This is a genomic window from Haloarchaeobius iranensis (assembly GCF_900103505.1).
Classification (GTDB): domain Archaea; phylum Halobacteriota; class Halobacteria; order Halobacteriales; family Natrialbaceae; genus Haloarchaeobius; species Haloarchaeobius iranensis.
The window spans coordinates 66,441-89,146 of the sequence record NZ_FNIA01000003.1; the positions used below are offsets into that span (position 1 = coordinate 66,441).

The window sequence follows — 22,706 nt, forward strand, 5'->3', positions numbered from 1 at the left end:
TACCAGCCGTCCTTCCCGCCCGGTATGGGTCTGCTGTCGTCAGTGATCGTCGTCTTCGTGCTGGTCGCCCTCGCCGTCTCGGTGGGCGTCGTCGCCCGGATCGACCGGCCGGATGGTGAGTGGGGGACACGGCTCCGGTCGCGCTGGGTGATGGGCGTGCCGTGGGGGACGTTCGTCGTCGTCGGGTTCGTGCTCGCGGTCTACCTGTTCGTGCAGGGCGGCTGGGCGCACTGGCGGGACCCGGTTGTCTTGCCGTTCCGGGCGTGGTCCTATCTCTACCCGACGGGGCTGCTCACGGCGGGGTTCTCCCACGCGAGTCCCGGCCACCTGACGGGCAACCTCACCGGCACGCTCGTGCTGAGCCCGCTCGCGGAGTACGCCTGGGGGCACTTCCCGCAGGAGCGCGGCTCCGAGTCGTTCGGGTCGTGGCAGAGGAACCCCTGGGTTCGGGCGCTCGTCGTCTATCCCGCCGCGGTCGTCGCCGTCGGCGTGCTGACGGCCCTGTTCTCCATCGGCGCGGTCATCGGGTTCTCGGGCGTCGTGTTCGCGTTCGCGGGCTTCGCACTGGTCCGCTACCCCCTGACGACGGTCGTGGCGGTGCTGGGCGGCCAGCGGTTCTTCTCCCTGCTGTACGACGTGCTCCGCGACCCGGTCCTCGTGCAGGGGGCGTCGCCGAGCCCGCCGTCGCCGCCGTGGTGGGCCGGCATCGCCATCCAGGGTCACGCCTTCGGCCTGTTCGTGGGGTTCCTGCTCGGCGTTGCCGTGTTCTACCGGCGGACGGACCGACCGAGCGCGCTGCGGCTCTGGCTCGGCGTGCTCCTCTTCGCGGTCGCGAAGAACCTCTGGGCGGTGTACTGGTACCTGGGGAACGACGAGTACGTCCTCTACCGGGGCGTCGGGCTTGCCCTGGTCGTCGGGCTCGCGGTGATTGTCGCTCTCGCGCTCGACGTGACCGAGCGGGACTTCGACGCGTTCACGCTCCGGACCGGCGCGGTGACGGTGCTCGTGGTCGTCGCGGCGGTGATGACCGGGCCAGCGGTGTACAGCAACCTGACCACGGTGTCCGACTCGTCGGTGCCGGGAGAGGGGGCCGTCGAGGTGGAGGGCTACCACGTGACCTACGCCGAGGACGTCCGCAACGAGCTCATCCCGGTCGTCGACGTCGGGCCGCTCTCCCAGCAGACGAACGTGAGCTCCTCGGGCGTCATCGTCGTCAACCAGGACCGGAGCATCTGGTACGAGTCCGTCTCGGCGGGCAGGTTGGCGTACACGGGCTACACGCGGGTCAGGGTCGGCGGCGTCGGCTGGAACGCGGATGTCGGGGTCAACCGCGACGGCTGGTCGGCGGTCGGCGGCGGGACGGCGTACCGGGTGTTCCTCCGGCCGCCGGACGGCGACTGGACGCTCGTCCACGAGAGCGACCCCGTCACGGCCGAGCCGCGGCTGGACGGCAAGAACGTCTCCATCACCTCGGCCGGGGACAGCCCGTACCAGATCGTGGTGAGTCAGAACGGCTCGGTCGTCGGGCGCGACCCGGTGCCGCGCGCGAACGACTCGGTGAGCATCGGCGGCATCGAGTTCGTCCGCGAGGAACGCGACGGCGGTGGGGACCGCATCTACGCGGTCGTCGGCGACACGCGAGTCCGCGTGTTCGCGCAGGAGACCTACCGGTAGCTCAGTCCGTGGCTCGGGCGTCGTCCTGCCACTCGATTCTGAACACTTCCGCGTCGACGGTGTGGGTCTCGGACTCGTGGAAGGGGAACTGTCGTTCGAGGTCGAGCTCCGCGGCGAACGCGTGGGTCACCTCGCCGGCGTTGTCGGCGGCGAACGACTCGACGAACGTCCGACTGCCCTCGTTGTGGACGGAGTAGGAGACGTCCGCGAGCGACGCCGCGGCGTCGAGGAACGCCCGGTCGGCGTGCTCGTTGCCGTCCTGTGCGCCGAACGGTGGATTCATCAGCACGGTCGTCGGCCCGGACGGACAGAGCGGTGGGTCCGTCGCGTCCCCACAGCACCACTCGACGGTCGTCCGGGCGCCGACGCGACGTTCGTTCTGTCGGGCGGTCGAGAGTGCGTCCCGGTCGAGGTCGACGCCGACGACCCGCTCGGCCCCTCTGAGCGCCGTCCCGAGGGCGAGCATCCCCGTCCCGGTGCCGAGGTCGAGGACCGTCGCGTCGACGATGTCCCCCTGCGTGTCGGCGACGTGGACGATGGAGGCGGCTACCTCAGGCGGTGTCGGGTACTGTTCGAGGTCCGTGCGTGGCGAGTCGAAGCCGGCGACCACGCCGAGTTGTTGCGCCAGCGCGCGCCGTGTACTCATCGGCGAAGAATCAGTCGTCGAGGCTGATAGGCCCGTCGAGTTCGAAGGCGACGCCCTCGCGGCGGGCACGCTCCGCGCACGCCGAGAGCGCCGGCTCGACCTTGCTGGTGTCGGCCACGTCGCCGCACTCGACGGTGACGCGGGCCGCGCCGAGGAACGCTGCTGCACGGACGTAGCCGCGCACCCGGTCGACCTCGCGCTGGGTCTCCAGCGAGCAGTCCGCCTCGAAGCAGGCCCGCACCGTCAGCACGGACGGGACGTAGCCGGACCGCGTGAGCTCGTGCTTCAGGTCGCGCAGGTACTCCGGTGCGGTGGAGTCGAGCGCCTGTGCGTCCAGCGACACTGGCTGGAGGTCCTCGGGTCGACACTGTTCGATGGTTCGCTCGACGTTCGCGGACGGAGTCACGCTCATGCTCGGCACATACACTATGGGAATACAAAAATGTTTGTAAATGCTCAGTAGTAATACGCCGTTCGGGTGGTGACGGTAAGGTACACGTACCGAGACCGTGAGAGGATGGAACACGCTTATTATTCCGTGTGCTTACTTTCCTGTATGAAAGAGTGCCCACGGTGTGGCTCCTCGCTCAGCGCGTACTCGCTGAGCGACGTGGAAGCGTACGGCTGTGACTCGTGTGGGTGGGTCGGTGTGCCGGTCGACCACAAGAGCGAACCGAAGCGTCTGGAGTCCTGGCAGGACGCCATCCAGCGCTTCCAGAAGAAGTTCGCCGCAGACGGGCTCGAGGAACACGCCGAGCGACTCGAACGCGTCGAACAGGCCCGCCGGGACGCCGTGAACGGAGCCGTCGACGAGACCGAGGCGGCCGGCGACGGGGCGCCCGCGACTGCCGAGGACGAGGGTGACGAGCCGGCTGTAGACGACGAGACTACCGAGGACGACGCCGGCACAGAGCCCGAGGAGACCACCGACGGCACCGAGGAGGGCACCGATGTCCCAGACGACGGCGATGCCGCCGATTCCGAGGCCGCGACGACGGCGGGCGACGGGTCGGAACCGGACGCCCCGGACGAGAGCGAGGCCGATGCCGGAGAGGCTGCCGACTCGGACGATACCGACGACGAGGCAGAGGCAGCCGACGAGGAACCCAGTTCGGACGACGAGGAAGTCGAAGTCGCTGCCGACGGCGCGGGACAGTAACTGCCGTTCTCGTGTTCTCGATGCGTGCTGGTGGCTGGGTAGCGACGGCGGCCGCTGGTCGGTCTACGCGGCGATAAAAAGGGATTCGGCGTCGTTACTCGTCGGCAGCCGGCGCTTCGGCTTCTGCTCCGGCCCCGCGCTCGTCGACGTCCTCGTCGGAGCGTGCGGCGACGAGCGAGCCACGTGCGACGGAGTACAGCGGCTCGTTGGCGTGCTGGACGCCACTGATCGAGAACGGGATGTTCGCGTCCTCGAGGTGGTCGCGGAACAGCGCCTCGAAGCCGTCCGGGCTGGAGGTACCGCCGGTGACGACGACGGGCACGTCCAGACCCTCCTCGACGTCCTCCTCGTCGACCTCGCGGACGACGTTCTCGATGACGTAGTCGAGCAGGTTCTCGTAGTAGATGCTGAGGGCACCCTCGACGCCACCGACGTCGGTGGTGAAGTCGAGCTCGAAGTCGTTCTCCTTGATGGAGGTGACCTTGTCGACGGGCGTGCCCGTGGCCTGTGCGGCCTGCTCGTCCACCCAGTCGCCACCGCGAGCGACCGAGAACTTCATGACCGGCACCGCGTAGTACGCGAGACAGACGTTCGTCATGCCCGCGCCGAAGCTGATGCCCAGGCCGGTGAAGTTGTTGTCCGCCAGCTCACTGTAGATGACGGACATGCCCTCGTTGATCGGCTCGGCGTCGTAGCCCATGTTGCCGAGGAAGCTCTCGATGGTCTTCTGGTGGTAGAGCGTCGACAGTTCGGAGTCGATCGGGTCCGCGGGCACCGAGAAGTAGAGCTTCTCGTCGGGGTGGTTCGGCTCGCCGACGACCTGCTCGATGATGAGCTTCATCATCGGAATCGCGGACTTCTCCGAGGAGGAGAGGATGCCGTGCTTCATCGGGCGGCGTGTCTCCTTGTTGAAGATGTTCGCGAAGTTCAGCGCGTCGTCACCGACGACGTACACCTTGTCGTCCTTCCGAATGTGGAGCACTTCCGAGCGCGAGAGCATCTGCTCGGCCATGTCCGAGTACTCGATCTCCACGAAGGAGTTCCGCTGCTGTACGAACACCGTGTCGTTCCCATCTTGTTGGGCCGACAGAATGTTCATCGTCCCAACGTCCAGGCCTTTAGCCATATTTGCCCTTTCTAACCCACCGAATAATAAAACTATGTGAAATTATTTCATCACTATCGGCATTGGTATAAATTGGACGCCGCCGAATCCTCCGACGCGGGTCAGTTGAGACCGAGTGCCCGTTTGACACGAGCGAAGAACCCGTCACCGCCGCCGGTCGCCGCGGCGATGCTCGTGGACTTCTCCGATTTGCGCTGTTCCTCCTGCTGGCGACGCTCCCGGAGCTCCTTGAGCTTCTGGGTCTGGTCGTCGACCGTCGAGTTCGACGTCGCGGTCTTCTTCTCGCCACCCTTCATCGCCTTGAGGTTCTGTATCTGGGAGTCGACGCCCTGGGAACGGGTCACATTCGCGGTCTGCTGGCTGAACGCCGACGTGTCCATCTCCTCGTCGACATCGAACTGGAGTCGGCGGTTCTTGCTCTTCTCGACGCCGCCCCAGGAGAGGTCGACCCCGGACATCGCCTGGTCGATGTCGGCCTGGATCTCGGCCTCGCTGTAGGACTCTTCGTCCTCCTGCTCGTCCTCCTCTATCGGTTCGATGTCGGCGGGGCCGGGCTTGCGGTAGTGCTCGATCTGGTTCGCGACCAGCGCCGCGCCGGTCGAGCCCACGACGAGCACGAGGCCGACGGCGTACAGCATGACGATGGGGAGGGTGTAGTCCGCGCCGTAGCCGTTCCAGTCGCTCGGGTAGGCGTACCAGAAGAACCCGACCGCGGCGAGGTCCACGACGGCACCGGCCGACGCCGCGTAGACCGCCCGCGGTTCGACCGGCAGGAGGACGACGATGCCGGTGATGACGGCCGGCAGCGACAGCATCCCGAGGCCGTACGCCGGCCCCATCCGGAGGAAGTAGGGCGCGGTGCGCGCCTCCTGCATCCCGCCCCAGACGAACAGGAACAGCGCGACGACCCCCACGACGATGCCCCCGAAGAACAGGCCGAAACCGAGGTAGACGTCCGTCTCCTCCTCCGGTTCGCCGATGTACTCACGATACAGATTGTAAAGCGGGTTGTCAGGTGGCGACTCGTCCGGTCCTGTCGCCGTAGTCGATGGTTCCTCGTCAGCCATTGTCGCCCAATACAGCGTCATTGCTCATGACTGTTTGGTTAAGCGTATTTAACCTGAAAAAAGACGGTCGTACGTACGCATGACGCCCGTCTGACGGACGGCCGGAACGACGGCGAGGGACCCGCTCCCGTCAGTCCTTTCGCTTGACCACGTCGCCGAGCGTGGTCGTCGTCGAGGATTCGGCGTCCCAGTCGTTCTCCTCGTCACTGCCGGCACCCATGTCGAGGTTGATCTCGAGGAACCGCTCGAGCTTGGACTGGACCTTGTCGCTCGGGAGCGTGTCGCCGCGCTCGAGCTTGCGGATGAGGCTGGCCTTCTCGTTGAGCTCGCTCGCCAGGTCGGACTGGCTCAGGCCGCGGTCCTCGCGTGCCCGGCGGATGCGCTCGTCGTAGTCCTGGGCGAGCTCGTCCATGTCGTCGAACATGTCAGAGCGTCGGCGGGAGGAGCCCGAGCCGCCGGTGGAACTGGACGAGCTCGAGGACGACGAGGAAGAACTCGAGCTACTGGTCGAGTACTTCGTGGAGGTGCTCGAGGACTGCTGGGTCTTCACTTCGGTTCCGAAGTCGGCACAGTCGTCGCAGACGTCAAGCTCTGCGCCTTCGACTTTCACCGTCTTCGGCGACGCCGTTTCGGCACCACACATCTCACACTGAACCATACGCGGTCGTTCGTCGCGTGCAGTGATAAAAGATACGACGGCGCAGTCGACCGACCGGTCGATGGACTCCGGCCCGACCGCCTGCACGGTGTCGGCCCGTTCAGCCCAGCTGGCCCCAGACCTCGCGGAACCGCTGGAGCGCGGTGATGTGCCCGACGACGGCGAAGACGACGAGCAGCCAGCCGACGATGTCGAGGCCGTACAGGCTCCGCGACAGGCCGGCGGCGGCGAAACCGACGAGGCCCGAGAGCGCGAGCCGGTCCGCCCGGCCGAGCACGCCCGCGTACAGCCGACCGACGCCCACAGCCTGGGCCTGCGTGCCGAGGTAGGAGGTCATTAACACGCCCGTGACGGCTGCAAGGCCGAGGTCGTAGCGCCCGACACCTGCGGAGAAGCCGGCGATGATGACGAGGTCGGCGTACCGGTCGAGCACGTGGTCGAGGACGTCACCGGCCTCGCTGGCCACGTCCTGCGCCCGCGCCAGTTCGCCGTCGATGACGTCCAGCCAGCCGTTCAGCCCGACACAGACCGCGCCGAGGGCGTACCAGAGGGCACGGCTGCCGGCGGGAGCGTCGACGGCCGGACCCCCGAGCGCGAACGCGACCGCTGCCGCGCCAGCGAGCCCGAACGCGATGACGCTCACGGCGTTCGGGGTCAGGCCGAGTCGGTCGGCGAGCCGGACGAACGGGTCGAGCAGCGCCTGGATTCGTGGTCTGAGCTGGTCGAGCGTCATAGGTAGTCGAGGTAGTCGACGTCGCCCGCGGTCGGTTCCCGCGTGCCGTCGACGACCCCGGCGAGGGCGTCCGCGACCGCATCGGGGCTCGACTGGGTCGTTTCTATCTCGTACACCGCGTCGAGCCCGTGGGTCTCGACGGCCTCCGAGAGCACCACGTCGAGCGCCTCGCTCTCCGCGTTCTCGGCGGCCTTCGCGTCGGACTCGCCGCGCTCGCGCAGCCGGTCCGCGAGCGTCTCTGGCGCACAGCGCAGGACGGCCACCCGGTCCGCGTCGAGATGGTGTGCGAGGTGCGAGTCGAGCACCACCACGTCGGCGTCGGTGGCGTAGTCGTCGACCCAGGCCGCGAGGGCGTCGAGGTCCGCGACCACGCTGTCGCGCTCCTCGTCGACCGACTCGTACAACCCCTCGGACTCGATGACTGCGTTCAGGTGGACCACGTCGACATCGTCCCGGCGCTCGGCGAGGCGCTCCGTCGCCGTCGTCTTGCCCGTGCCCGGGGTGCCCGTCACTGCGACCCTCACGTCTCCAGCACCTCGTTCAGCGTCTCGACGGCTTCGCGGGTGCCCGCCTCGGTGCCGCAGGTGACGCGGACACAGCCCGGGAGCCCGAAGCTCGTGCAGTCGCGGATGATGACGCCCGCGCGCTGCATCTCGTCGGCGACGGTACGCGCGCTCTCGGGCCCGCGCGTCCCGCTCACGTCGACGAGGACGAAGTTGCCCTCGGACGGCCACACCGGCGCGTCTATCTCCTCGCGCATGTACTCGCGCGCCCAGCGAGCCGTCGCCACGGATTTCTCGACGTGGGCGTCGTCCTCGAGCGCGGCGAGCCCGGCCCGGCAGGCCAGCTCGCTCGCTGCAAAGGGTGTGTTCACGCGTGCGTAGGCGTCGGCCCAGTCCCCGGGGACGAGCGCGTAGCCCAGTCGCACGCCGGCGAGGCCGTACGCCTTCGAGAACGTCCGCAGGATGGCCACGTCGTCCCGGTCGTCGAGCAGCCCCCGTACGCTGTCGACGTCGGCGTACTCGCCGTAGGCCTCGTCGACGAGCACGAGCGTCTCGTCGTCGGTTTCGTCCGCAACGCGCTCGATGGCATCCGGCGAGAACGTCCCGCCGGTCGGGTTGTGCGGGCTGGTGAGGTAGACGATGCGCTCGCCGTCGTAGTCCGCGAGCACCGTCTCGGCCGTCAGCGGGAGGTCGGGACGCTCCAGGTCGTACGTCTCGACCGCGCCGTGGTGGTACCGCGCGCTCATCCCGTAGTAGGCGAAGCCCGGGTCCGGGACGAGGACGGTGTCGCCGGGGTCGAGCATCGCCCGCGCGAGGTAGTCGAGCGCGCCGTCGCCGCCGTTGGCGAGCCAGACCTGCGATGCGTCGCAGTCCCAGCGGTCCGCCAGAGCGTCCCGCAGGTCGGCGTGGGCGGCCTTCGGGTACGAGGAGACGCCGGGTGCGGTCTCCTGGATGGCCTCGACCGCCGCCGGCGAGGTGCCGTGTGGGTTCTCGTTCGACGCGAGCTTCGTGAGTGCCGCCGGGTCCACGCCGAGGTCCCTGGCGACCTCCTCGATGCCGCGCCCCGCCTCGTAGGCGACGTGAGCCGAGAGGTCGCGTGGTTTCATGCCTGAAAGGCCGGGCCGTGAGCCCTTAAGCGTAGTCAAGCACGGCCGTCGGTGGTGTCGGACGCTGCGACGTTCGCCGCGCGGGCGCGGGCCTGCTCGACCACCGCCGGTCGCGCCCTGAGTACCAGCCGAACCCGCTCGCCGTACTCGACGGACTCGACCGCACCGTGGTCGTGGCACCAGGCGACGAAGCTCATCGTGTCGTCGCCGTGCGGAAGCTCGAAGGTCTCGTGTTCGGCGGGGAGCGCCGCGACGACGCGTTCCCGCAGGTCGGCGAGTCCGGTCCCCGCCGTCGCGCTGATGGGAACCGCCTCACCCAAGCCGTCGGGAAGCACGGCCCGTTTGCGCTCGAGTTCGTCGGCGTCGACCCGGTCGACCTTGTTGAACGCCAGCACGACCGGGCCGTCGCCCACCTCGTCCAGCACCGTCTCGACCCGCTCCCGGAGTGTGTCGACGGGCTTGCTGGCGTCGGCGACGAGGACGACCACGTCCGCCTCGCGCGCCTCGACCAGCGTCGACCGGAACGCCTCCACGAGGTCGTGAGGGAGGTCCCGGATGAAGCCGACGGTGTCGGAGACGAGCAGCCGACGACCGTCGACCGTGCAGCGCCGCGTCGTCGTTTCCAGCGTCTCGAACAGCCGGTCCTCGACGGTGGCCGTCTCGGCGAGGTCATCCGGGCCTGCACCGAGGTCGTCCAGCGACAGGTCGTCGCCGAGTCGGTGCAACAGGGTCGACTTCCCGGCGTTGGTGTAGCCCGCGAGGGCGACGAAGTCGAAGCCGGCCTCGTGTCTGCGCTCGCGAGTCTCGTCGCCCGCCTCGGGCAGCTCTCTCAGCCGGTTTGTGACCCGGTCGATCCTGAGCTTGACTTCCCGGATCCACTCGCCCTCGGGGTCGTGGGTGGGGAACCAGTTGTACTCGTCGTCGTGGCTCTGGATCTCCCGCCGTCGGTGGAGTTCGTGCTCGAGCCGTGCGAGTTCGACCTGGAGCGATGCACGGCGGGTGTTCGCGCGTGCCTCGAAGATATCGAGGACGAGGCGGAAGCGGTCCCGGACCTCGACGCCGTCGGGGAGGTGGTCGGTCCACGCGAAGAACTGCGACGGCGTGAGTTCGTTGTCCACGACCACGGCGCTGGCGTCGTGCTCGTGGACGCTCTCGGCCACCTCGGCGGCCTTGCCCCGGCCGAGGTTGAACGCGGCGTCCTCTGCGCGTGTCTGTGTGTGCTCCGCGACGACCTCGTGCCCCGCGGATTCGGCGAGTGCGCGGATCTCGGTCGTGTCGGGTCGTTCGTCTGCGGTTCGTGCTGCGAGTACTGTCCGTCGTGACATGTGATGTGAATCTGGAGGGGTGGTTCTGCGGCGTCGCGCGTCACGAGTGACAGCCGGGTATCGGCGTTCGCACGACGGAGACGCCGCTGGCGGTCCAGCAGCCTGCGGCCTCGGGACCCGACCGGTGGGCCGGCGTCCGAGTCCGCCTCAGAAAGTGGATAGGGTCTCCATCGTGACCGTACATGCCCACCGGTTGACTGGCACTTCAAGCTTCGCCCGGGCTGTGAACCGGTCACACGGTCTGGGTGCCAGCTCGGGTTCCGACGGGTGTCGGACCACCAAACCTGTTCTTTCCCCAACTTTTCCGGTCGCTGTCCGGCGACCGACGCGCGTCATATAAATCATATAGCGCTATATCAAATGGCCGCGGTCGGTGCGGCCTCCCGGCGGGCGTCGCAGGATGGAAGATACCGTCGGTGACAGCGAGGTGCCGTTCTGGCTGGCGCTGGGGTGAGGCACCGTCACGGCTGGTTGGTCGACAGTGACCGTCGAGAAAAAAGAGCGGCCTCGCGTCTACTCCTGGGTCGTGTCCCGGACGTGTTCGCGCAGCCCGAACAGTATCGGGGCCGACACGAGCGCGAGCAGGCCGCCACCGGCCGCGAGCGAGGACTTCGACATGACCTCCTGCGGGCCCTCCCCGACGAGGACGACGCCGCGCATTCCCTGCTCCTTGTAGTCCTCGCAGTGGTACTTGCTCAGGCCCGAGCCCGAGAACTCCATCGCGTAGCGGTTGCCGACATCGCTCGTGTGCTCGCTGGCGAAGCCGAGCGTGTCGTCGACGACGCTGTAGGGCCCCTGGGAGCCGGTCCACTCCCAGACGACCGTCGTCCCGGGGTCGACCCTGATGGCTGGCGGGTCGAACGCGTACTGCCCGCCGTTGCCCTGCGCGCCGACGGCGACCGTCACGGTGTCCTGCCCGCGCTTGTCGGCGACGGTCTGGTAGTTCTCGACGCCCTCGAGCCAGCCGTCGAACGTCGAGCCGGTCGGGCCCTGTTCCTGGGTGTCGGTGCTCGTCCCGGCCGACTCGTTCTCGGTCAGCGTGACCGGAACGTCGCCGACGATGACGGCCGCCCGCATCCCCATGTTCTTGTGCGGGTTGCAGGCGTACCTGACGACGCCCGTCTCCTCGAACTGCTGCTCGAACGTCGCGCCGGCCTCCCCCTGCATCTCGGAGGCGAAGCTGCCGTCCTCGGCGGCCACGTCGTGGACGCCACCGTTACCGGTCCACTCCCAGACGACCGTCGTCCCGGGGTCGATTCGCACCGCTGGCGGGTCGAACGCGAACGCGCCGCCGTTGCCCTGCGCGCCGACCGCGATAGTGACCTCCGACTCGCCGGTCCTGTCGACCACGCCGTCGACGCTCACGCCGTCGAACCAGTCGACCAGCGATACCTCGTCTCCCTGCTGGCCGGCGGCCAGCCCCGTCGCCGCCGTCCCGAGGGCGACGGTGCCGGCCGCGGCCATGAACTGGCGTCGTTGCATCGTCTCAGCCCTCGTAGCCCGCGTACTCCATCAGGTTCGAGAAGATCTCGGTGTCCATCGCCTCCGTGTAGACGATGCCCGAGAGCATCCCGCCGGGGTAGGTCGAGCCGTTGCGGACGTGGTCGACCTTGTGGCAGTGCATCAGGTAGATGCCGGGGTCGACGTCGGCCTCGAACTCGATGGTGTAGCGCTCGGCGGGCGCGACGTTCAGCACGTCCTGTTTCAGCTGCATCTCTTCGGGGTAGGGCGTGCCGTCCTTCTCGACCACCTTGAACCGGTGGTTGTGGATGTGCAGCGGGTGGCTCATGAAGCCGCCGTTGACCCAGTGGATGCGCACCGTGTCGCCCCGGTCGACGAGTATCGGCGACCCCTCCTCCGGGTGGAGCGTGCGCGGTGCGCACTTCCCGTTGACCGTGAACGCGTCGGGGCGGCGGTTCGTCAGGTCGAACTCGACGTCCTCGCCGGCGTGCTGGCGAGCGAGGCGCGTGTCCCACTCCTTGACGGTCATGAAGTACTCCTTGTCGGCCTCCTCGTACCCCTCGGGGTCGACGCGGAGGATGCCGAACATCCCCATCTCCATGTGCATCGGCGTCTGGTAGTGGCAGTGATAGAGGTGCGTGCCGGCAACGTTCGCGGGGACGGTGTACGTGTGCGTCTCGCCGGGCATCACCGTGATACCGGTCGTCGTCGGGACGCCGTCGTTCTCCCAGGTCTTCTTGACCCCGTGGAAGTGCAGCGTGTGCGGGGCGTCGGCGTCGGTGTTGTCGAGCGTGACTTCGAGCTCCGCGCCCTCCGTACACCGGAGGATGGGTGCGGGGACGCTCGGGTCGCCGTCGTCGGCGGCGAACGCCCACGTCGTCGGGAGCCCGACGGGGCCGCCCATCGACTCTAGCGGGTGCATGTCGTGGCGGGCCTTGACGGGCTTCAGCGTGACCTCGTGGCCGCGCTCGTCGAGGTCCACGATCTCCGGTTTGCTCGTCGTCGGGAGGTCCTGCATCGCCCGGTTCTGCGTGGCCGTGCCGGGGTCGACCTGTCGCGTGGAGGGGTTGGTCGTCGTCGTCATACAGCCTGCCGCGGCCGCGAGTCCCGTGGTTCCCGTGGCCGCCATGAATCGCCGTCTCGAGATGCCGGTGCCGGGTGCGCCTATCTGGTTTCCGCTCATATCTCACCGTGAGGGCAGCATCTACGTATATAGTGGAGGCGATTCCTGTGGCGCGGGAAAGGTATGCCCAAGAATTAATACATATATCATGGGCCTATTTTGCTACTCGGTACCACTCGGCGCTGTCATCGAACGTGGCCACAACGGTTAGCATCGGCCGGCCCATACGTTGGCGGAACTGAATGGAGCCCCTCCCCGACGTGTCGACTGTCCGTATCGGCTACGTACTGGCGTTCACCGTCGCCACCGTCGCCACCCTCGGGTCGGTCCCGCGAGCCCGCACCATCGACCACGAGGGGACCCGACGGGGCCTCGTCGGGGTGCTGGTCGCGAGCGGTCTCTGGGCCGCGACCCACGCGGCCTTCGTCGCGCTGCCACCCGGTGAACCGGCACGCGTCGTCTACATCGGTGGTCTCGCGGTCGGCTTCTCGACGGTGTTCGCCTGGCTCTACTTCTGCTCTGCGTACACCGGCCGAGACCTCCACCGCGACCCGGTCCTGCGGCGAGTCGGGCTCGGGACGTACCTCGCCGTCGTGCTGGTCAAGCTCACGAACCCACTCCACGGCTACTACTTCACGGTCGAGCCGGTGTCGACACCGTTCAGCCACCTCGCGGTCCAGCAGGGCGTCCTGCACTGGGTGGCCACCGGGCTCTCCTACGTGCTCGCGGGCGTCGGCCTGTTCATGTTGTTCGAGCGCTTCCGCGACGCGAACTACGACACGAGGGGCGTCTCCGGCCTCGTCGCGCTGACCGCCGTGCCGGTCGCCGCCGACCTCCTCGGCTACGCGACGCCGGTGCTGCTCGACGTCATCTACGCGCCGCTCGGCGTCGCCGCCTTCGCCGTCGGCGTCCTCTACGTCTACGACGACCGGTTCCTCTCCGTCCAGCTGACCGGCGACGTTGGCGACGGCATCGTCCTCCTCGACGACGACCGCCGCGTCGTGGAGGCCAACGACGGCGCCCGGGTGCTGTTCCCCGACCTCCGGGGCGCGAGCGGTCGCCCCGCCTCGGCCGTCGACGGACTGTCGGCGGCACTCGATGCCGACGGGAGTATCGTCGACCGGCCCGTGGACGGCGAGACCCGGCACTTCCTGGTGAACGCGAGCAGCTTCTCGCTGGGCGGGAGCGACATCGGCCGCCTCCTTCTGTTCTCGGACGTGACCCGCATCGAACGCGAGCGACGGGAGGTCGCGCGCCACAACGACCAGCTGGAGGGGTTCACCGAGGGCATCCGTCACGAACTGCGCAACGCGGTCGCCGTCGTCGAGGGCTACGTCGACCTCGCGGCCGACAGACTCGACGCTGGCGAGGTGACACGGGCCAACGAGGCGTTGCAGGAGGCCTCGGGGATGGCGGCACGGATGAGCCGTACCGTCGACGACCTCGCGACGGTCGCAGAGCACGGCCGCACCGTCGACGACACAACCTGGGTCGACTTCCGTGACGCGGTCGCAGAAGCACGGGACCAGGTCGACACCGGGGACGCCAGCGTGGTGGTCGTCGGGGACGGGCAGGTCGCGGCGGACCCGACGCGCCTCCAGCAGCTGTTCGAGAACGCGCTCCGGTTCGCGAGCCGAGAGGGGTCGACGACCGTCCGGCTCGAGCTCCGCGAGGACGGGTTCGTCGTCACCGACGACGGCACGACCGACCCCGACGCGGACCCCGAGGCGTTCTTCGACTACGGCGACGCCGTACCGACCGCCAGCGCCACCGTCACGCTGCCGACCGTCCGGACGCTGGCCCGCGTCCACGGCTGGTCGGCCACGGTCGACACCACCTACGAGACGGGTGTCCGGGTCGTCGTCGAGGGCGTCGATGTGCGCCTCGTCGAGGCGGAGACGGAGGCGGCGGCCGACGAGCGCTGACCGGCTCAGAGCGCTTCGGAGACGGCGTCGGCGGCCCGAAGCGCCAGCGCGGCGATGGTCAGCGTCGGGTTCAACGCGCCGCCGGTGACGAACGTCGAGGAGGAGGCTATCCAGCAGTTGTCGAGGTCGTGGGTCCGCAGTCGCGGGTTCACGACGCTCTCGTCGGGGTCGGTACCCATCCGCGTCGTCCCCATGTGATGGAAGGCAGGCCCCGTCGCCTCCGGGCCGGTGGTCCAGTCCACGTCGACGCCGAGCTCGTCCATGATGGCCGCCTGCGTCTCGTTGGCCGCCTCGATGGTCCGCCGCTCGCGTTCGCCGAGCGACCAGTGTATATCGGGGACAGGGTTGCCGTGGTCGTCGGTCACGTCCGGGTTCAGCGTCACCCGGTTCTCCGCGCGTGGCGGCTGCCCACAGAGCCCGCCCATCGCGATGCGGTTGCCGTAGGTATCACGTATCTCCTCGGCGAGGGCGTCGCCCCAGGCGGCCTCGCTCTCGGTCGAGAGCGCGACGTCCACCGGGGACGGGCCGGCGTAGTTGAGGAACTCGAGCTTGTACGGGCCGACCGACCCGTCCACCTCGTCGTAGAACTGGTGGGACTCGCTGGTGATGAAGCCGACGTGTTTCTGCCGGGTCGGCGCGTCCAGCTCGCCGCCCATCCCGGCGAACAGGTGGTCCATGAAGTAGCGCCCGACCGCGCCCGAGGAGTTGGCGAGGCCGTCCGGGTGCTGTGTCGAACGGGAGAGCAGGAGCAGTCGCGGGATCTCGATGCCGCCGGCCGCGAGCACGAACTGCCGGGCCTCCTGGCGGTGCTCCGCCCCGTCGGGGGTCGCGTAGACGACTGCCTCGACCGTCTCTCCGGAGCGGTCGTGTTCGATGCGCTGGACGGGCGCGCGGTCGATGACGCGGGCTCCCTCCTCCTCCTCTGCCTTCGAGACGTGGACCGTCGCGTCGTACTTCGCCCCCGACGGACAGACGGGCTTGCAGGTGCCGTAGCCCTGGCACGCGCTCCGGCCGTCGTGTGCCTCGGAGTTCCGGGCGTTGGGCGCCGAGTGCATCGCGATGCCGAGCTCCTCGCAGGCGTCGGCGAACAGCGAGTCGGAGTACGACGGCCGGAACGCCGGCATCGGGAAGGGCTCCGAACGCGGGGGCGCGAACGGGTTGTCGTCGGCCCCGGCGACGCCCAGCTCCGCCTCGGCCTCGGCGTAGTACGGCTGCAGGTCGTCGTAGCCGATGGGCCAGTCGCGCTCGACGCCGTGGCGGCTCCGGCGCTCGAAGTCCGACTCGTGGAGCCGGAACACCATCCCCTGCCAGTGCAGCGTCGTCCCGCCGACCCCCTTCACCCGCGCCGCGTTGAGCGGATAGTGCTCCTCGCCCGCGTTCGTGTACGCGTCGCGCGGGCCGCCCATATCCCACACGTCTTCTGGGCCGTGACTCGGCCGGATATGCCGTTCCATCCGTTCGAGCCGGTTGGCGGGGTCGAACCGCGGCCCGGCCTCCAGCACGACCACGTCGTAGCCCTCGCTGGCGAGCCGGTGGGCGACGAGCGCGCCCGCCGGCCCCGCCCCGACGATGCAGACGTCGGTCCGCGGTGACGGCGTCCGGTCCACGTCCCCCCGGCTCATGCGTCCGGCCCCCGCTGGTAGCTCGCCGTCCCACCCGGGTGGCCGATTGGGTTCTCGGTCCCGACAAGCGAGCCCCCCGTCGGCGAGGTGTAGAAGGCGTACAGCAGCTCGTTCACGACGTAGTACCTGACCCGCGCGGGGGGCCGGCCCGCCGGGTCCGGCGGGATGGCGTCGGCTCCGAGCTGGCGGAGCGTCGCGTCCCGGTCCTCGCGGTCGAGCGTCGCGAACGGTCCGTCGAACCAGCTCTCGGCCCGCTCGTCGACGACGGCGAGCGCGTCGGCCATGCCGGCGCGGTAGTCTGGCCTGTCCGCGGTCCTGCCGGCGGCGAACGTCTCGACGAACTCGCGGACCCCGTCGACCTCGGTCGGGTACAGCACCTCGGCGACGGCGACCAGCGTGTCCACGTCGACGGCCGGCTCCGCTCGCTGGTCGTCGAGTCGCGAGACCGCCGCCGCGCCGGCACCGACGACGATGCCGGTCGACGCCAGCGCGGCCAGCGCGTCCCGCCTGGTCAGCTCCATCTCTGACGCGATTAGGCCGACCTAAAACTTAAGCGCTGGGAATCTCCACGGTGTGTTCGAGCCGCCCGACGCCCTCTACCTCGATGGCGACCTCGTCGCCGTCCGCGAGCTTCCCGACGCCCTCCGGCGTGCCGGTGGCGATGACGTCGCCGGGTTCGAGCGTCATGTAGCTCGTTATCTCGGCGACGAGTTCGGGCACGGAGAAGAGCATCAGCTCGCGGCTCGCGTCCTGTCGGAGCTCGCCGTTGCAGTACGACCGCACGGCGGCGTCCTCGGGCACCTCGTCGGGCGACGCCAGCACCGGGCCGAGCGGGGCTGCCCCGTCGAACGCCTTCCCGCGCACCCAGTTCGTCTCCCGACGCTGGTCGTCCCGGTTCGAGAGGTCGTTCACGCACGTAAAGCCCGCGACCACGTCCATCGCGTCGGCCTCGGCCACGTTCTTGGCCTGCTCCCCGATGACGACGCCGAGCTCGGCCTCGAAGTCGAGCCGGTCCTTGCCGGCCGGCAGCGTCACCTCGCTGCCGTGGCTCGCGACGGTGTTCGGTCCCTTCAGGAACAGCAGCGGCCGGTCGGGGACATCGTTCCCCATCTCGTCGGCGTGCTCGGCGTAGTTCCGCCCGACGCAGACGATCTTCGTCGGCTCGCAGGGCGCGAGCACGTCCACCTCGTCCTCGTCGAACGTCCGGTCGCCGAACACGATGACTCCGTCCTCCCACTCGCCGTACCGGACTGCACCCGCCGGGTCGCGAAAGCGTACGCGTCTCATGCCCGGAGTCTGGCGCGGGGACCGGTTAAGGGTTGAGGAGGCGGTGAGTTCCGCGTGTGCGAGCGGCTGCCGGATTCCGGAGGGAACGGAAGGTTTAAAATTGCCGACCGGGAACGAACTGATGCGCTCGGTTGGTGTAGTCCGGCCAATCATCTTGGCCTTTCGAGCCGAGGACAGGGGTTCAAATCCCCTACCGAGCATGCTTTTGAGCGACGAAGAAGTGAGTGCGGAGCACAGCGACGGGGGAAGACACTTCACGCTTCACGGACCAGCCCGATACATGACAGAGGCCCTCCTCCGTTCCATCCGGCGGTGGCTCATCACCATCGCCCTCCTGCTGGCTGTCCTCCTCCGCTACCAGACCACCGGGAGTACCGCGCCGGAATCGGTCGACCCCATCGTGAACGCGGTCGCGACGGCCGTCGCGTTCGTCGCGGCGCTCTGGCTCTGGCACTCGTTCCGCGGTGCAACGGGAGCCGACACCGCGGGTGAGGAGGCCTCGTCGACGGCCGAGAACTGAGCTACCCCGACCGTGGGTCGAGCGCGTCGCGGAGCACGTCCCCGACGATCGAACAGGCGACGACCGTCAGCGTCAGCGCCGCGATCGGGAGGAGCACGGGCCACCAGACCTCGGGGAACTCCGCGAAGGTGCCGTGGAGCCCGCTCGAGATGGTCTCGCCCCACGAGACGACCATGATGTCGTTCAGGTCCATGTAGGAGATGGCAGCCTCGGCGAGGATGATGAGCGGTATCTGTCGCGTCAGCCCGGTGACGACGGCGTTCGAGACGTTCGGGACGATGTGTCTGCCGACGACCGCGAGGTCCGACGCCCCGGCGCTCCTGGCGGCGAGGACGTAGCCCATCTCGCGGCGCTGGACCGCCTCCGAGCGGACGAGCCTGGCGAGCCCGCCCCAGGAGAGCAGCCCGAAGACGAGCACGAACAGGAACAGCGACCGGCCCCAGTACGAGAGCACGATGTAGGCGACGAACGCCGGGATGGTCTGCTGGACGTCGACGTAGCCCATCAACGCGGAGTCGAGGCGACCGCCGACGTAGCCGGCGACGGTCCCCACGGCCGTCGCGACGGGCACGATGATGGTCGCCGTGACGAGCGAGACCTTCACCGCGACGTGGGCACCGGAGACGAGCAGGGCCCACATGTCGTAGCCGAAGGAGTCCGTGCCGAGGGGGTACTGCCAGGAGCCGTAGCAGAACGCCCGGGTCTCGGGCCCGACGCAGGGCGTGGCGAACTGTGCCGGCCCGCGGGCGAAGACGGGGGGCTGGTACGAGTGGCTGAAGTTCACGTCCGGCGTCCAGACGAACGGGCCGACCAGCCCGACGACGAACACGACGACGAGGTAGCCGAGGCAGGCCAACGCGACCGGACGGCGTCGGAACTCGCGCCAGAGGCGCCCTCTGAGCCCGGCGTCGACGAGGAGCGGCCAGACGACGTAGCAGCCGAACGTCAGCAGGGACAGGAGGAACAGCCAGTCGAGCCGGCCGAGGTCCCACGTCAGCGGGGTGACGAGGAAGAACCCGAGGTCGACCCGGGGACCCACCGCCACGAGGGTCGGGCGGCCGTGGACGAGGAACGTGTCGTAGAGGAAGCCGAGCCCCAGCAGCAGGAGGCCGATGGTGTACGTGAGCGTCCGCGGGGAGAACCGACGGCGTCTCGCGGCGACCTCGTCCCAGTCGACGTCCTCGAAGCGACTGCCGGTGTCGCTCATGGCCGACTGTCGTCCGTGGCGACGCGGGCGTGCTCGTCCGTGGCGGCCATAGTCGGAGTGGGACGCGGACATTGTAAAGTGGTACCAAGACTCAAATAACCGTTTGACGTACCGGCGACTATAACGGCCAGGTACGCGATTCCACCGACAATGGGGCGAGCGACACGCCGCGCCCGTGGGCAGCCGTGAGCCGACTGGGCTTTCTCGGCCGACGGTTCGCGTTCGCCGTCGCATCCACGTACGCCGTCATGACGGTCGCGTTCGCCGTCGTCGCGACGATGCCGGACCCGAACCTCGGGTGGCTGAGCCAGAGCCCGAACGTCGAGGACCAGGCGGAGGCCGTCAACGCGGTCCGCGAGGCGAAGAACCTGAACGACCCGCTCCACGAGCGGTACCTCTCCTGGATCGTCGACGTGACCATGCTGGACTGGGGGCGGTCCACGGGGCAGTTCGGTGGCGCCGTGAGCGGTCGGGCCGGCCCGCCCGTGACGGACCTCATCGCCGACGCGGTCCCCGTCACACTTGCGTACGTGCTGCCCGCCGTCGTCGCCTCCTTCGCCATCGCCCTGGCCGTCGGCTCCTACGCCGCGTTGAAGCCGCACTCCCGGGTCGCCAAGGCCGTCTCCGCCGTCGGCTACCTCGGGCTCGGGATTCCGAACTTCTTCCTCGCCGAGCTCGCACTGCTCGCCGCCGCCGAGTGGTACGGCTGGCTGCCCGTCGGGTTCCCCTCCACGGTCTCGCTCACCCAGCCCGACACGCTCATCCCGTACCTGCTCCCCGCTGCCGTGCTGACGACGACGCTCGCCGCCGGACAGCTGCGGTACGTCCGCGCGGAGTCGGCCCACTACTTCGGCGAGGAGTTCGTCACCCTCGTCCGTGCGAAGGGGGCGTCGAACCTGCGGGTCGTCCGCCACGTCCTCCGGAACGCCGCGCTCCCGTTGCTCTCGCTCCTCGTCGCGGACCTCGTCAGCACGCTCGTCGTGCAGGTGTACGTCATCGAGTTCGTGTTCAACATCCCCGGGCTGGGCGACCTCGGGCTGCAGGCCATCCGCGACCGCGACATGCCGCTCATCCTCGGGACGACGATGGTCGTCGCCTACGTCGGCATCGCGGGCAACTTCGCCCAGGACGTGGCCTACGCGTGGCTCGACCCGCGGGCCGCCGAAGAGTAGCGAGACGGCCTCGAAAGTACTTTACCGGCGTAGGCGCGAGGTGACGGCAAGACCATGTCCGACAAACCGGCGTCGATGTACCGGGAGATTTCCAAGCCCGCGTACACCCGACGCGAGTACATCACCGGCATCCCCGGCTCGAAGATCGCACAGCACAAGATGGGCGACACCGCCAGCGACCCCGACGACTGGCCCGTCCAGATCACCCTCGTCCTCGAGGAGGAGTGCCAGCTGCGCCACGGCTCGCTCGAAGCCTCCCGCCTGTCGGCCAACCGCCACCTCATCAAGACCCTCGGCGAGGGCAACTACTCGATGATCCTGCGCAAGTTCCCGCACCACGTCATCCGCGAGAACAAGCAGGCCACCGGCGCCGGCGCCGACCGTGTCTCCGACGGCATGCGCCAGTCCTTCGGCAAGATCGTCGGCACCGCCGCCCGCGTCCAGAAAGGCGAGCGCCTGTTCACCTGCTGGTGCACCGTCGACCAGGCCGCCGAGGTCAAGGACGCCTTCCGCCGCGCCTACAACAAGATCTCCCCGCCCTGCCGCGTCGTCGTCGAACGTGGCGAGGACAAACTCATCGCGTAACCCCGCGACTCCTTACTCCGTCCGTCGCCAGAACGCCCAGTCGCGAGACCGGATCGGGCCTGCGTCCGCAGTTCCGCCCGTCTGTCCGGCCAGTCGCTCGGTGCGGAGGTGGGCCGCCGCGGTGGCCGCGAGCGCTCCGGCGAACAGTCCGCCGTACGCGAACCCCGGTAGCGAGGCGAGGGGCGGGACAGCGAGCCAGCCCAGCGCGACGACGACGACGAACGACGCGGCGAGTGCGAGGTAGCGCTTGCCCCATGCGCTTCCGGGGACGGCCGTCTCGACCAGTTGCTCGGTCAGGTACGGTGCGAACGCCGCGGTCATGTCGGTCCGGGCGACGGTGCCACGCGACTTGTCGTAACCGACGATCCCGTTCTTCGCCAACGCCGGGAGGTGCGTCTGGACGAGCGAGGTGTAGACGCGCTTGCGCTGCTTGTACTCGAGAGCGGGCACGGGAACCCCACACTCTCGCGCGGCGACGTAGGCCGTCAGCTCGCGAACGGTCAGTTGTTCGGACGTCTGCAGTGCCCGCAGTACCGACCGTCGGCGCTGGTTGCTCAGCGTCTGGTAGACCACGTCGGTGCTCAGTTCCTGTCCACTCGTCGATGTTTCCGGCGATTCGAGCGTGCCGCTGCTCCCCCCATCGCCTTCGGCTACAGTATCCATTGTTCCCCCAATATCACAGCGCACTTATGTGTCTTAACCGTGCCGGTGGTCGAGACCGCCGTTGCCACGGGGTGAGAATGGAGCGCTGGGTGCGAGAAAACGTTGACTCCAGGGGCTTCAGTGCCGTATATTTCCGCTACTTGGCCACGCCGGCTTACCGCTGGTACTGCTGTCATACCTATGTCGTGTAGCGGTGTAATAGTACCGAGAGGTCGGCGCATCGAGCGACCGGCCCAGGAGACTTTACGATGGAAGGGACGACAGCAAGGAGGGGGAGGGAATCGTTCGTCGACCAGCTACGCCGCCCGGAGTACACGGGCGAGAACCGCTGCATACCGTGTACCGTGACGAACCTCGGTATCGCTGGCGTGCTCTCGGCGGGGGCGTTCCTGCTTTCGCCAGCGCTCGCCGCCGGGGTCGCCCTGCTCTCGGCGACGGCGATCTACCTGCGGGGGTACCTCGTGCCGGGCACGCCCGAACTCACGAAGCGGTACTTCCCGGCCCGGTTGCTGGCGCTGTTCGACGAGGGACCGGCCGGATTCGACGCCGGCTCGTTCGCGGTCGAGTCGGAGCTGCTGCGTGCCGCGGCGGTGGTGCCGGCCGGTGACGACCTAAACCTCGACCCGGCGTTCGCCGCGGCGTGGTACGCGGAGATGGAGACGCTGACGGACAGGGCGAGCCAGCGCACGGCGCTGGCCGCACTGACGGAGCTCGACGTCGAGGCCCTCCGGCTCGACGCCCGCCCGGGTCGGTTCGTCGCCTGGTACGACGGCGAGTGGATCGGACAGTGGGAATCCCGTTCGGCGTTCGTCGCTGACGTGGCCGCTGCCCCGGTGGTCGCCGCACGGCTCGACGACTGGGAGACGATGCCGGTCGCGTACCGGAGCGAACTGCTGGCCGGACTCCGGCTGTTCCTGGACCGGTGTCCGACCTGCGGCGGCGACGTCGCCTTCGGCACCGACGTCGTCGAGTCCTGCTGCCGGTCGTACGACGTGGTCGCGGCCAACTGCGTGGACTGTGACGCGCGGCTGTTCGAGGTGCCCCTCGACGAGTCGATGGCCGCGATGCCGGCCTGAGGGGGCGATTTTTCGGATAGTCGAATCCCGCCAGTGGTTATCTCAGCTACGGGTTCGGCTGGCTGGAC

General features: G+C 68.7%; 23 protein-coding genes and 1 tRNA gene. 8 read left to right on the plus strand and 16 right to left on the minus strand.

Features of this window, described 5'->3' with window-relative positions:
- Nucleotides 1–24: 24 nt before the first annotated feature.
- Nucleotides 25–1,674 (plus strand): rhomboid family intramembrane serine protease, encoded by a 1,650-nt coding sequence (locus tag BLT27_RS03185; RefSeq protein ID WP_089731590.1) that lies wholly within the window; start codon nt 25–27, stop codon nt 1,672–1,674.
- Between the two features lies 1 nt (nt 1,675).
- Here BLT27_RS03185 and BLT27_RS03190 read toward each other — a convergent pair whose 3' ends face one another.
- Together BLT27_RS03190 and BLT27_RS03195 are read right to left on the minus strand one after the other, a co-directional pair.
- The gene (locus tag BLT27_RS03190) at nt 1,676–2,320 is read right to left on the minus strand and encodes an METTL5 family protein (protein WP_089731591.1); all 645 of its coding nucleotides are present in this window, start codon (nt 2,318–2,320) and stop codon (nt 1,676–1,678) included.
- A 10-nt stretch (nt 2,321–2,330) separates the two neighbouring features.
- Complete coding sequence (locus tag BLT27_RS03195) at nt 2,331–2,732, minus strand: DUF7961 family protein (protein WP_089731592.1); 402 nt, start codon at nt 2,730–2,732, stop codon at nt 2,331–2,333.
- A gap of 144 nt (nt 2,733–2,876) precedes the next feature.
- On the opposite strand from BLT27_RS03195, the gene BLT27_RS03200 reads away from it, so the two are divergent.
- Nucleotides 2,877–3,479, plus strand: a complete 603-nt coding sequence (locus BLT27_RS03200) for a TFIIB-type zinc ribbon-containing protein (RefSeq protein ID WP_089731593.1) — start codon at nt 2,877–2,879, stop codon at nt 3,477–3,479.
- Nucleotides 3,480–3,573: 94 nt separating this feature from the next.
- Here BLT27_RS03200 and BLT27_RS03205 read toward each other — a convergent pair whose 3' ends face one another.
- From BLT27_RS03205 to BLT27_RS03245, 9 genes are all read right to left on the minus strand, one after another.
- Nucleotides 3,574–4,605 carry a disk-shape morphogenesis protein volactin gene (locus tag BLT27_RS03205; RefSeq protein ID WP_089731594.1) on the minus strand — a complete coding sequence of 344 codons (1,032 nt, stop codon included), beginning with the start codon at nt 4,603–4,605 and terminating at the stop codon, nt 3,574–3,576.
- 101 nt (nt 4,606–4,706) lie between these two features.
- Nucleotides 4,707–5,672, minus strand: coding sequence for a cell division protein CdpA domain-containing protein (locus tag BLT27_RS03210; protein WP_089731595.1), 966 nt, complete (start codon nt 5,670–5,672; stop codon nt 4,707–4,709).
- 130 nt (nt 5,673–5,802) lie between these two features.
- Nucleotides 5,803–6,330 (minus strand): multiprotein bridging factor aMBF1, encoded by a 528-nt coding sequence (locus tag BLT27_RS03215; RefSeq protein WP_089731596.1) that lies wholly within the window; start codon nt 6,328–6,330, stop codon nt 5,803–5,805.
- 100 nt (nt 6,331–6,430) lie between these two features.
- Nucleotides 6,431–7,063 (minus strand): CDP-alcohol phosphatidyltransferase family protein, encoded by a 633-nt coding sequence (locus BLT27_RS03220; RefSeq protein WP_089731597.1) that lies wholly within the window; start codon nt 7,061–7,063, stop codon nt 6,431–6,433.
- The gene (locus BLT27_RS03225; RefSeq protein ID WP_089731598.1) at nt 7,060–7,587 is read right to left on the minus strand and encodes an adenylate kinase family protein; all 528 of its coding nucleotides are present in this window, start codon (nt 7,585–7,587) and stop codon (nt 7,060–7,062) included. Before BLT27_RS03225 ends, BLT27_RS03220 begins: the two co-directional genes overlap by 4 nt.
- Nucleotides 7,584–8,672 carry a histidinol-phosphate transaminase gene (gene hisC / locus BLT27_RS03230; RefSeq protein ID WP_089731599.1) on the minus strand — a complete coding sequence of 363 codons (1,089 nt, stop codon included), beginning with the start codon at nt 8,670–8,672 and terminating at the stop codon, nt 7,584–7,586. Before hisC ends, BLT27_RS03225 begins: the two co-directional genes overlap by 4 nt.
- A gap of 35 nt (nt 8,673–8,707) precedes the next feature.
- Nucleotides 8,708–9,997: a GTPase HflX gene (gene hflX / locus BLT27_RS03235; RefSeq protein ID WP_089731600.1), complete on the minus strand. Its 1,290-nt coding sequence runs from the start codon at nt 9,995–9,997 to the stop codon at nt 8,708–8,710.
- Nucleotides 9,998–10,510: 513 nt separating this feature from the next.
- Entirely contained in the window at nt 10,511–11,479 is a 969-nt protein-coding gene (locus BLT27_RS03240) for a halocyanin domain-containing protein (protein WP_089731601.1), read from the minus strand.
- Nucleotides 11,480–11,483: 4 nt separating this feature from the next.
- Complete coding sequence (locus BLT27_RS03245; RefSeq protein ID WP_089731602.1) at nt 11,484–12,641, minus strand: multicopper oxidase domain-containing protein; 1,158 nt, start codon at nt 12,639–12,641, stop codon at nt 11,484–11,486.
- A gap of 182 nt (nt 12,642–12,823) precedes the next feature.
- Between BLT27_RS03245 and BLT27_RS03250 the strand changes: the two genes are divergently transcribed.
- Nucleotides 12,824–14,506: a sensor histidine kinase gene (locus BLT27_RS03250; protein ID WP_089731603.1), complete on the plus strand. Its 1,683-nt coding sequence runs from the start codon at nt 12,824–12,826 to the stop codon at nt 14,504–14,506.
- Between the two features lie 5 nt (nt 14,507–14,511).
- Here BLT27_RS03250 and BLT27_RS03255 read toward each other — a convergent pair whose 3' ends face one another.
- Genes BLT27_RS03255 through BLT27_RS03265 form a run of 3 tightly spaced genes read right to left on the minus strand, consistent with a single transcriptional unit; the run spans nt 14,512 to nt 17,415 of the window.
- Complete coding sequence (locus BLT27_RS03255) at nt 14,512–16,128, minus strand: GMC family oxidoreductase (protein WP_175526361.1); 1,617 nt, start codon at nt 16,126–16,128, stop codon at nt 14,512–14,514.
- Nucleotides 16,125–16,649: a gluconate 2-dehydrogenase subunit 3 family protein gene (locus BLT27_RS03260; protein ID WP_089731604.1), complete on the minus strand. Its 525-nt coding sequence runs from the start codon at nt 16,647–16,649 to the stop codon at nt 16,125–16,127. Before BLT27_RS03260 ends, BLT27_RS03255 begins: the two co-directional genes overlap by 4 nt.
- Before the next feature lie 28 nt (nt 16,650–16,677).
- On the minus strand, nt 16,678–17,415 hold the full coding sequence (locus BLT27_RS03265) for a fumarylacetoacetate hydrolase family protein (protein ID WP_089731605.1): 738 nt from the start codon (nt 17,413–17,415) through the stop codon (nt 16,678–16,680).
- A 125-nt stretch (nt 17,416–17,540) separates the two neighbouring features.
- Here BLT27_RS03265 and BLT27_RS03270 point away from each other — a divergent pair.
- Together BLT27_RS03270 and BLT27_RS03275 are read left to right on the plus strand one after the other, a co-directional pair.
- Nucleotides 17,541–17,615 (plus strand) — tRNA-Glu (locus BLT27_RS03270).
- Nucleotides 17,616–17,695: 80 nt separating this feature from the next.
- Nucleotides 17,696–17,935: a hypothetical protein gene (locus BLT27_RS03275; RefSeq protein WP_089731606.1), complete on the plus strand. Its 240-nt coding sequence runs from the start codon at nt 17,696–17,698 to the stop codon at nt 17,933–17,935.
- A gap of 1 nt (nt 17,936) precedes the next feature.
- Here BLT27_RS03275 and BLT27_RS03280 read toward each other — a convergent pair whose 3' ends face one another.
- Nucleotides 17,937–19,142 carry an ABC transporter permease gene (locus BLT27_RS03280; RefSeq protein WP_175526362.1) on the minus strand — a complete coding sequence of 402 codons (1,206 nt, stop codon included), beginning with the start codon at nt 19,140–19,142 and terminating at the stop codon, nt 17,937–17,939.
- Between the two features lie 185 nt (nt 19,143–19,327).
- Here BLT27_RS03280 and BLT27_RS03285 point away from each other — a divergent pair, with 185 nt between their 5' ends.
- Both BLT27_RS03285 and BLT27_RS03290 read left to right on the plus strand, forming a co-directional pair.
- Nucleotides 19,328–20,314, plus strand: coding sequence for an ABC transporter permease (locus BLT27_RS03285; protein ID WP_089731608.1), 987 nt, complete (start codon nt 19,328–19,330; stop codon nt 20,312–20,314).
- A gap of 54 nt (nt 20,315–20,368) precedes the next feature.
- Nucleotides 20,369–20,899, plus strand: coding sequence for a 50S ribosomal protein L16 (locus BLT27_RS03290; RefSeq protein WP_089731609.1), 531 nt, complete (start codon nt 20,369–20,371; stop codon nt 20,897–20,899).
- A gap of 12 nt (nt 20,900–20,911) precedes the next feature.
- Here BLT27_RS03290 and BLT27_RS03295 read toward each other — a convergent pair whose 3' ends face one another.
- The gene (locus tag BLT27_RS03295; protein ID WP_089731610.1) at nt 20,912–21,562 is read right to left on the minus strand and encodes a DUF7344 domain-containing protein; all 651 of its coding nucleotides are present in this window, start codon (nt 21,560–21,562) and stop codon (nt 20,912–20,914) included.
- A gap of 248 nt (nt 21,563–21,810) precedes the next feature.
- Here BLT27_RS03295 and BLT27_RS03300 point away from each other — a divergent pair, with 248 nt between their 5' ends.
- Nucleotides 21,811–22,638, plus strand: a complete 828-nt coding sequence (locus BLT27_RS03300) for a DUF8054 domain-containing protein (protein WP_089731611.1) — start codon at nt 21,811–21,813, stop codon at nt 22,636–22,638.
- Nucleotides 22,639–22,706: the final 68 nt, after the last annotated feature.